7 protein-coding genes and 1 pseudogene are annotated in these 7,377 nt (G+C 71.1%); 3 read left to right on the plus strand and 5 right to left on the minus strand.

The features are described from left to right. The 4 genes and pseudogenes from GA0115259_RS28655 to GA0115259_RS28670 all read right to left on the minus strand — a co-directional run. A pseudogene (locus tag GA0115259_RS28655) lies at positions 1–370 on the minus strand (class II glutamine amidotransferase); the annotation flags it as partial. Then, entirely contained in the window at positions 370–1,752 is a 1,383-nt protein-coding gene (gene egtB, locus GA0115259_RS28660) for an ergothioneine biosynthesis protein EgtB (protein ID WP_093602404.1), read from the minus strand. The pseudogene GA0115259_RS28655 and the gene egtB, both read right to left, overlap by 1 nt. Next, positions 1,749–3,023 carry an ergothioneine biosynthesis glutamate--cysteine ligase EgtA gene (gene egtA / locus GA0115259_RS28665; protein WP_093602406.1) on the minus strand — a complete coding sequence of 425 codons (1,275 nt, stop codon included), beginning with the start codon at positions 3,021–3,023 and terminating at the stop codon, positions 1,749–1,751. The genes egtB and egtA overlap by 4 nt, the downstream gene beginning before the upstream one ends. Positions 3,024–3,334: 311 nt before the next feature. After that, positions 3,335–3,787 carry a type II toxin-antitoxin system PemK/MazF family toxin gene (locus tag GA0115259_RS28670; protein WP_093602408.1) on the minus strand — a complete coding sequence of 151 codons (453 nt, stop codon included), beginning with the start codon at positions 3,785–3,787 and terminating at the stop codon, positions 3,335–3,337. 68 nt (positions 3,788–3,855) lie between these two features. On the opposite strand from GA0115259_RS28670, the gene GA0115259_RS28675 reads away from it, so the two are divergent. After that, on the plus strand, positions 3,856–4,890 hold the full coding sequence (locus GA0115259_RS28675; RefSeq protein ID WP_093602410.1) for a LacI family DNA-binding transcriptional regulator: 1,035 nt from the start codon (positions 3,856–3,858) through the stop codon (positions 4,888–4,890). Between the two features lie 91 nt (positions 4,891–4,981). Beyond that, positions 4,982–5,251: a hypothetical protein gene (locus tag GA0115259_RS28680; protein ID WP_237540559.1), complete on the plus strand. Its 270-nt coding sequence runs from the start codon at positions 4,982–4,984 to the stop codon at positions 5,249–5,251. Between the two features lie 32 nt (positions 5,252–5,283). On the opposite strand, the gene trxA is transcribed toward GA0115259_RS28680, so the two are convergent. Next, entirely contained in the window at positions 5,284–5,670 is a 387-nt protein-coding gene (gene trxA / locus GA0115259_RS28685) for a thioredoxin (protein WP_093602412.1), read from the minus strand. Positions 5,671–5,833: 163 nt separating this feature from the next. Here trxA and GA0115259_RS28690 point away from each other — a divergent pair, with 163 nt between their 5' ends. Continuing rightward, entirely contained in the window at positions 5,834–7,267 is a 1,434-nt protein-coding gene (locus tag GA0115259_RS28690; protein WP_202450431.1) for a dihydrolipoyl dehydrogenase family protein, read from the plus strand. Positions 7,268–7,377: the final 110 nt, after the last annotated feature.

Consider the following 7,377-nt stretch of genomic DNA (forward strand, 5'->3'; position numbering starts at 1 on the left):
TGCCCGGCCAGCCGTCGACCGAGCCGTTGTGGCCGAACAGCCAGGGCCCGTCGGCGAACGGCGCCGCCGCGGCCTCGCCGTCGGCGCCCGGCACCGTCGCGTCACGGACCGCGGCGAGCAGGGCGCCGGTACGGACCACCCGCACCAGATCGGTGAAGCCGAGGTCGGCCCAGATCGGCAGCGCGCGCCGGTAGCGGGCCGGGACCGGATCGCCCTCGGCGTACCAGCCCACGCCGAAACCATCGGCGTTGACGGTCCCGTACCGCTGGTGGCGCGGCGCCCAGGACTGTCTGTAGAGCCCGTGCGCGGGCGTCACAAGCACCTCGCCGAGCGCCACCGGCGGTCCCAGATAAGCGATCTGACGGCACATCAGAATTCCTTGGAGCTGTCGGCGGACACGGCGCCACCGGCCGTACGGGACTCGGCGTCACCGGCCGTACGGGCGGTGCGGAAGCCGGAGAAGATCTGGCGCCGCACCGGCAGGTCCCAGTTGCGGAACGTGCCCCGGCAGGCGACCGGATCCACCGCGAACGATCCGCCGCGCAGCACCTTGTGCGCGCTGCCGAAGAACACCTCCGAGTACTCGCGGTAGGGGAAGGCGGCGAAGCCCGGATAGGGCAGGAAGTCGCTCGACGTCCACTCCCAGACATCGCCGATCAACTGTCGTACGCCCAGTGGCGACGCGCCCTGCGGATAGCTGCCGACGGGCGCCGGCCGGAGATGGCGCTGGCCGAGATTGGCCCGCTCCGCGGTGGCCTCCTCGTCGCCCCATGGATGGCGCAGCGACCGGCCGGAGACGGGATCGTGCCGGGCGGCCTTCTCCCACTCCTCCTCGCTCGGCAGCCGCCGTCCGGCCCAGCGGGCGTACGCGTCGGCCTCGTACCAGCTCACATGGAGAACCGGCTCGTCCACCGGCACCGGCTCCACCACACCGAAGCGGCGGCGCAGCCACTGCCCGCCCTCGCGCCGCCAGAACAGCGGCGCGCCGATGGAGTGTTCACGGATCTGGGCCCAGCCCTCCGGAGCCCACCAGCGTTCGTCCGTGTATCCGCCGTCCTCGATGAAGTGGAGATAGGCGCCATTGGTCACCGGCACGGTGTCGATGAAGAACGCGGGCACGAGCCGCTGATGGGCCGGGCGCTCATTGTCCAGCGCCCAGGGCTCGGTGGAGGTGCCCATGGTGAAAGGCCCGGCAGGTACGAGCACTTCGGCGGGCAGCCCGGCCATATCGCCGGCGGGCGGTGGAGGCGCGCTGAGCGCGGCCGGGCCACGGCGCAGTTGATGGGTGATGAGCATGGTCTCGTCGTGCTGCTGCTCGTGCTGGGCGATCATGCCGAACGCGAAAGCCGCGTCCAGCAGCGGACCGCCGTGCAGCGGAGTGCGCTCGATGACGTCCAGGACCCGGCCGCGTACGTCCGACGCGTACGCCCGTGCCTCGGCGGGCGGCAGCAGCGGCAGTGTGGGCCGCGCCGAGCGCGGATGCTCGAAGGCGTCGTACACCGAGTCGATCTCGGGCCGGATCGCCGGGCGCCCCGCGACGGTCCGCAGCAGCCACTGCTCCTCCTGATTGCCGATATGGGCCAGATCCCAGACCAGCGGGGACATCAGCGGAGAGTGCTGCGCGGTCAGATCGTGGTCGTCGACGCAGGTGGTCAGCAGCGCGGTACGGTCCCGGGCGGTCGTCAGCGCGTCGACGGCCCGCTGCCGCAGCCGTTCGGCCGGTATCCCGACGGTTTCCACGGAGTCGGTCATGTCCTGAGGTCCTTCCCGTTCAAAGAGGCGCGCAGTTCGTCGGCGGGACACCGGCCGGGTACCACATAGCGATCGTTGAAGGCGGCGACGGCCTTCTGCACGGCGGGAGTGGCACCGATGCGCGGAAGAGCCTCCTGCGCGACGGCGAAGCAGGCCATCGCGGCGAGATGCAGCTCGGGATCGGCCAGGCCGTACCGCGCGGCGTTGACCCAGAGCAGATTGCGCGGCGCGGGCAGTGAGCCCGCCGTCTCCGCGAGCGACTTGACGGTGCGGTAGACGGTCTCCGTCGCCTCGGGATCGTCGAACAGCGCGGTGGTGACGGCGAGCGGCACCATCCAGCCGTCGTCGCCCGGCTGCTGGTCGATCATCCGCAGTTCCAGATGGCCACGCGGCCGGACGGGCGGAAAGAGCGTCGTGAGGTGGTAGTCGAGATCGGCGCGGACCGGCGGCCTGGGCGCGCCGGACCGGATCCAGTTCCGGAAGGTCAGTCCCTCGGGCACGGCCCAGGGGCCCTTGGGCGCCCGGATGCACATCACCGGAGCGTCCAGGGCGAGCGCGGCCCAGCCCGCGCGCGGCTCGTGCCGTGCGGCCGGCGCGGTGGTACGGGCCGGATCGAGCTGGGCCCACAGCGCCTGCCGGGTGGAGCGCCAGCCGGTCGGTCTGCGCTCGCGCATCGGTGAGTTCGCGAACGCGGCGACCAGCACCGCGCCCAGCAGATGGGCGAGTTGCCAGCGTCGGCCGTAGCCGAGCGGTCCCGGCTCCTCGTGGCCCGCGTCCAGACAGACCTGGATGGAGGCGGTGGTCCGCATCATGGCGCGGCCGGCCGGGCCGATCCGGTCGAGATAGGTCTCCATGGCGTCGTAGCGCGGTGCGCGCAGTAGCCGGTCGGGAGAGTGCCAGGGATCCTGTCCGAGTCCCGCGAGAGCGAGTCCCGCCGGACGGAGCGCCGACCGTACGAGGGCCAGATCCCGGTCGGTGGAGGTGATGCACTCCATCAGTGACGCGGCGGGCGCCGAGCTCAGTTCGAGCTGCCCGCCGGGTTCGAAGGTGAGTGCGGAGCTGAGGTGCAAGGCGCGCAGTCCGTCGAGGGCTTCCTTGAGCCGACGGGCCGGGACGGGCTGTTCGGGGCTGTGCAGATCGTGCACGAGCCATTCCAGTTCCACGCCCACGGTGCGGGGCGGGCCGGTCTTGAAACAGATACCGCGGAGCAGTTCCTCGGCGTCGTCCTCGCCGATCACTGGTCCCTCGTCGCTGAAACTGTCGGGTGACATGGCCGGATCCTCCTGTCGAAGACCTGGGGCCCGTCTTGTGGATCAGGCCCCCGACCGGACTCCGCCCCGGGTTCGGGGCGGAGCGCTTCGTCCAACCTAAAGCCCCTCTCACCGCTTCGCACAAGAGTGCCCCCGGGGACACTGTTTCGCCAGAAAACCGGTTGCCCCGGCCGGGATCGTCCACACACGGTTCGCCGCATGAGCACACGGCAGCCGGGCATCGGGAAAGAATCCGAGGAGATCGTCCGAATGGGGAAATACGGTGCTCCGGACGGCCGTGACATGGTGATTCGCGCGGCGGCCGAGAGGCCCTAGCTCCAGCCGTAGCGCTCCCTGAGCCGGTTCACGACCAGATTGAACCGGCCACGGTCCAGGGCGCACGCCTCCCGCCGCATGCCGCGTTCATGGACCCGTAGCACCCGGTCGACATCCACCCAGGACTCGCGCCCGGCGCGGTCCCACGGCCCTGTTCCGATCGGCACCCACTCATGGTCGTGGTCGTGGCGCTTGCTGGAGAGCTGAACCGCGAGCAGCGTGCCCGCCGCCTCTCGGGCGACCACCAGAACCGGCCGGTCCTTGCCGCGTCCGTCGTTCTCCTCGTACGGCACCCAGGTCCAGACGATCTCGCCCGGATCCGGATCGCCGTCGTGCTCGGGAGCGTACGAGGTACGGACCGGTCCCACGGCACGGGGATCGGCCTCGGTGGTGGCGGTGGGACCGGCACGGCCGGGAAGTTCGCCGGAGGCGTCGGAGAAGGTCGTCATCCGCACGACGTTAGTTCAGGACATCCGTGGGACCTGCCCTGGGGCCGTCTGGAAAGATACCGGGAGCGATGAGCCCGTTGCCCGAGCAGTCCGCCGCACACTCCGCCGAACGTCCGGTCCCGACCAGCGCCGATGTGGCGCGGCTGGCCGGTGTCTCCCGTGCCACCGTCTCGTACGTACTCAACAACACCTCGGCCGTCCGGATCAGCGAGCCCACCCGCCGCAAGGTGCACGAGGCCGCCGAGCGGCTGGGATACGTACCGCACGCGGCGGCCCGCAGTCTGCGTGCCGGGCACACCGGGATCGTGCTGCTGCCGGCGGCCCATGTCCCTGTCGGGCCGCTGTACAGCGCCTTCTTCAACGAGCTCCAGTGGGCCCTGCGACGGCTCGGCTACACCGTGGTGCAGTACGGCAGCCTCGGCATGGACGGGGACGCGGCGGCGCGCGCCTGGGCCGAGCTGCGGCCCGTGGCCGTCGTCTCGCTCGGTGAGATCGCCCTGACCGCGCAGGGCGTGGACCTGCTCAAACGGTCCGGTGCGCGAGCCGTGATCACGCTCGGTCCCGACCGGGTCGACGGCGCGCACGCGCTGGTCATGGACCAGCGTGAGATCGGCGGCCGGGCCGTGGCCCATCTCCTGGGACGCGGCTACGCCCGGATCGGTGTGGTGATGCCTGTGGAACCCGGCCTGGAACTGTTCGCCGGCCCGCGTCTCGCCGGGGCCCGTACAGCCGCCGAATCCACCGGCGCCCGGATCGAGCCGCTGCCGCTGGCGTACGAGGAGGAGTCGGCGGCGGCCCTCGCCGCCCGCTGGCGCGCGCTCGGCCTGGACGCCGTCTTCGCGTACAACGACGAGTACGCGATGCTCCTGATGCGGGCGCTCCAGGACGAAGGGATCGGCGTCCCGGCGGAGACGGCCGTGATCGGGGCCGACGATCTGCTGCTCGGCAGACTCCTGCGGCCCAGGCTCTCCACCGTGCATATCGACATGGTGACGGGACAGCGGCTGGCCGGACTCGTCCACCGGGTCGTCCGCGATCCGGACGGCGAGCCGGAGCGGCACGATCTGATGGGCGCGCGGGCTGTCCACCGCGAGTCCACCTGAGCCGCGAGTCCACCTGAGCCCGGGCCCGGTGCCAGGCCCGGCCGACGGCGGCGACATGCGGCGCCGTCGCCGGATGGTTAGCGTCGGCTCCATGAGCACCGTTCCACAGCGCTTCGAGATCTATCTGGTCGCCGAGTTCACGGAGGACGACGAAGGCCCGCCCGGCGCCGCGAACGCCCTGCGCTCGGCCGTCGTCGAGGCGACCGGTGACACGGGAGCCTCCGGCTACCCCAGGTACGAGGGCAACGGTATGGAGGCGGACATCGATCCCGAGACCCTGACGGTGGAAGCGCTGCTGGTCGACGGCTCGGAGCTGGACTACGGGATGTCGGTCCGGGTGATCGCCGTCCCCGGCCCCTGAGGACGGCGGGCACTCCGCCGGAAAACTCCCGGTTACGCGCTCTCGGCGTTCTTCGCCTTCGCCTCGGCCTCCGCGACCGACTTGCGGACCTCGTCCATGTCCAGCGCGCGGGCCTGGCCGATCACATCCTCCAGGGCGGCCTCCGGCAGCGCGCCGGGCTGCGCGAACACCGCGACATTGTCCCGGACGATCATCAGCGTCGGGATGGAGCGGATGTCGAAGGCGGCGGCGAGCTCCTGCTGTGCCTCCGTGTCGACCTTGGCGAAGACGAGGTCCTCATGACGCTCCGAGGCCTTCTCGTACACCGGCGCGAACTGGCGGCACGGTCCGCACCAGGAAGCCCAGAAGTCGATCAGGATGAAGTCGTTCTCCGACACCGTCCGGTCGAAGTTGTCCTTGGTGAGTTCCACAGTGGCCATGGCCTGTTACCTCTTCCTGCTCTCCGGTGGGAAGCCGCCTGCGACAACCGTCCGCGGCATCGGCGTATTCCTTGGGCCCTCTGGGTCCTGAGTCCTTCGGGTCCCTTGGCCCCTGCCCGAAGATCGTGTGGCCATGCGACGATCTCCGCACCAGACTGAGCCCATGACGGAAGCCATGGAATATGACGTTGTGGTGCTGGGCGCGGGACCGGTCGGTGAGAATGTCGCCGACCGCACCAGGGCCGCCGGACTGAGCACGGCGGTCGTGGAGAGCGAATTGGCCGGCGGCGAGTGTTCGTACTGGGCCTGTATGCCGAGCAAGGCGCTGCTGCGCCCGGTGCTGGCGCGCGCCGACGCGCGCAGGCTGCCGGGGCTGAGCCAGGATGTGAGCGGCCCGCTGGACGCGTCCGCGGTGCTCGCGCGCCGCAATGAGTTCACCGCGAACTGGAAGGACGACGGCCAGGTCGCATGGCTCGAAAGCGTGGGAGCGACCTTCGTACGCGGTTACGGCCGGCTGGACGGCAAGAGAAGAGTCGTGGTCACGGGCCCCGACGGCGAGGAGCGGGTGCTGACCGCGCGCCACGCCGTCGCCGTGTGCGTGGGCAGCCGGGCCGTACTTCCCGATCTGCCGGGACTCGCCGATGCCAAGCCCTGGACCAGCCGTGAGGCGACCAGCTCCCAGCGGGTCCCGGATCGCCTGGTGGTCGTCGGCGGGGGAGTGGTGGGTGTGGAGATGGCCACCGCGTGGCGGGCGCTCGGCTCGGAGGTCACCGTGCTGGTGCGCGGCGACGGTGTGCTGCCGAGGCTGGAACCGTTCGCCGGTGAGCTGGTGGTCGAGGCGCTGACCGAGGCGGGCGCCAAGGTCCGTACGGGAGCGACGGTCGCCGCGGTCGAGCGCGACGGCGGTACCGGCCCGGTGACGGTCGTACTGACGGGCGGCGAGCGGATCGAGGCCGACGAGGTCCTCTTCGCCACCGGCCGGGCGCCGCGCACGGACGACATCGGTCTGGAGTCGGTGGGCCTCGATCCGGGCTCCTGGCTGACGGTGGACGACAGCTGCCTGGTCGACGGGAGTGACTGGCTCTACGCGGTCGGCGATGTCAACCACCGCGCTCTGCTGACCCATCAGGGCAAGTACCAGGCCCGGATCGCCGGCGCTGCCATCGCGGCCAGGGCCGTGGACTCGGCCGTACCGGTCTCCGCGCCCTGGGGCCCGTACGCCGCCACCGCCGACCACGGCGCCGTTCCGCAGGTCGTCTTCACCGACCCGGAGATCGGCGCGGTCGGTCTCAGCCTCGCCGAGGCCGAGCGGGCGGGCCACCGTGTCCGCGCGGTCGACTACGAGATCGGCAATGTGTCCGGCGCGGCGCTCTACGGCGACGGCTACCACGGCCGTGCCCGCATGATCGTGGACCTCGACCGCGAGATCCTGCGTGGTGTGACGTTCGCCGGACCGGGAGTCGGTGAGCTGCTCCACTCGGCCACCGTCGCGGTCATCGGCGAGGTGCCGATCAGCCGTCTGTGGCACGCGGTCCCGTCGTATCCCACGATCAGCGAGGTATGGCTGCGGCTGCTGGAGACCTACCGGGACGAGTGACCACCGCCCGGACCGCTCAGGTATACAACGCTCAGGTATACAACGGGGCGCGCCCGCCGCCTGGATGGCGGCGGGCGCAAGAGCGGTCGGCAGCGGTCGGCTTATTACGG

The sequence above is a fragment of the Streptomyces sp. MnatMP-M17 genome (assembly GCF_900091995.1).
In the GTDB taxonomy this organism is placed as follows: domain Bacteria; phylum Actinomycetota; class Actinomycetes; order Streptomycetales; family Streptomycetaceae; genus Streptomyces.